Source organism: Emticicia sp. (genome assembly GCF_049241225.1).
Classification (GTDB): domain Bacteria; phylum Bacteroidota; class Bacteroidia; order Cytophagales; family Spirosomataceae; genus Emticicia.
The window spans coordinates 6,163-8,183 of record NZ_JBMLRC010000101.1 but is presented as its reverse complement, the minus strand read 5'-3'; the positions used below and the strand labels follow the sequence as shown (position 1 = coordinate 8,183).

Annotated in this window: 3 protein-coding genes; all 3 read left to right on the top strand. The window is 38.0% G+C overall.

Annotation, left to right across the window (positions count from 1 at the left end):
* Window positions 1–313, top strand: a 313-nt coding sequence (locus ACOVO2_RS06190) for a GMC oxidoreductase (RefSeq protein WP_421769130.1), incomplete at its 5' end; no start/stop codon positions are given.
* A 68-nt stretch (window positions 314–381) separates the two neighbouring features.
* Entirely contained in the window at window positions 382–1,239 is an 858-nt protein-coding gene (locus ACOVO2_RS06185; RefSeq protein ID WP_421769129.1) for a sugar phosphate isomerase/epimerase family protein, read from the top strand.
* A 159-nt stretch (window positions 1,240–1,398) separates the two neighbouring features.
* A partial coding sequence (locus tag ACOVO2_RS06180; protein WP_421769128.1) for a WD40/YVTN/BNR-like repeat-containing protein occupies window positions 1,399–2,021 on the top strand: 623 nt, incomplete at its 3' end.

Sequence of the window (2,021 nt, the reverse complement as noted above, 5' to 3'; positions counted from 1 at the left end):
AATGGTGAATGATTATATCAAAGAAATGACCGAAATGTTTACCTTAGCAGGATTTAAGAACATCAGAGGTGGCGACTCTCATTCAAACCCTGGGGCCGATATTCACGAAATGGGCGGCGTAAGAATGGGAAATGACCCTAAAACATCGATGCTAAATAAATGGAATCAATTGCACGCCTGTAAAAATGTATTTGTTACTGATGGAGCTTGTATGACCTCAACAAGTACACAAAACCCATCGCTGACCTATATGGCATTTGCAGCTCGGGCAGTTGATTATGCCGTGAAAGAATTAAAAAAACGTAATTTATAGCAACACTATCGCTTCGGCGACCTGATTTCAAATTTGAGCTTTAATTTTCAACCTCTAAATAATCAATAATGAAAAAACTAATATTTTGTGCACTACTAATTATGCTCGCTTTCAACCAAGATATTTTTGCTCAACCAAGCAGCAAAAATCTATATACCTATCCGTTTGGAGTGCAAGCATATACATTCAGAAATCATTTCCCGAAAGATGTAGTTGGAACTTTGGATAAAATTCAGAAAATGGGTATCACCGAAATCGAAACAAGCGGTGCAAAGGGTGTAACTGACGATGAATATAAAAAAATGTGTGATGCTCGTGGCATAGCTATTCCTTCTACTGGGGCAGGTTATGAGCAATTAGAAAAACTTTCGATGGATATTGTTACAAAAGCAAAAACTTTTGGAGCAAAATATGTCATGTGTGCTTGGATTCCTCACAAAGGTGATAATTTTACGCTCGAAGATGCCCAAAAAGCAGTAGAAGTTTTCAACAAAGCGGGTAAATTTTTAAAAGAAAATGGCCTAACTTTTTGTTATCACCCACATGGATATGAGTTCCGTCCCTACGAAAAAGGCACTTTGCTTGATTATATCTTCAAAAATACCAATCCTGAATATGTATCTTTTGAAATGGATGTTTTATGGGTGCTTCATGGAGGTGGAGACCCAGTTGGTTTGCTTAAAAAATATGGAAATCGTTGGAAATTAATGCACGTTAAAGATTTGAAAAAAGGAGTGAAAGGAGATTTTTCCGGGCATACACCAGCTGAAAACGATGTAGTTTTAGGTACGGGTCAGGCAGATTGGAAAAACATTTTCAAGTTATCGAGAAAGATTGGAATCAAACATTATTTCATCGAAGACGAAAGCGAACACGAACTCGAAAACGTACCTTTGAGTATTGAATATTTGAAGAATTTGAAGTAAATATGAGGAAAGCCAAGCGAAAGTTTGGCTTTTTCTGTAGAACTATCAATTCAGTGTTCCGATTTCCAAATTGTTCGTTCTGAAAAAGTAGTCAAAGTAAAAAGTTTTTTCATAAATTGAACTCCGAATAAATTACCTTCACCAAACCCTCAAAAATACATGAAAATTAAAGTTTTTAGTATAATCTTTTCTTTATTAACTATCAGCAGTTTTGCCCAAAGCTATAACCCCAAGCTATTTGATAGCATGAAATGGCGAATGATTGGCCCACATCGTGGTGGTCGAACGGTTGGGGCGGTTGGAGTTCCTCAAAAGCCTAACGTTTTTTACATAGGTGTTAACAATGGCGGTGTTTGGAAAACCACCGACTATGGCCGTACATGGTTTCCTATTTTTGATGACCAACCAACTGGTTCGGTTGGGGATGTTGCCGTAGCTCCATCAAACCCAAATGTCATTTATGTTGCTTCTGGTGAAGGAATTCAACGCCCCGATTTATCGGTTGGAAATGGCGTTTATAAATCAACCGATGAGGGCAAGACTTGGATAAATACTGGCCTGAAAGACGGTCAACAAATTGGAGGTTTGGCTATTGACCCAACTAACGAAAATAGAGTTTTTGCTGCTGTTTTGGGGCATCCGTACGGCCCAAATACCGAAAGGGGTGTTTACAGAACAACCAATGGTGGCAAAACTTGGGAAAGAGTATTATATAAAGATGAAAACACGGGTGCGATTCAAGTAACAATTGACCCTAAAAATCCAAATATTGTTTACGCTGA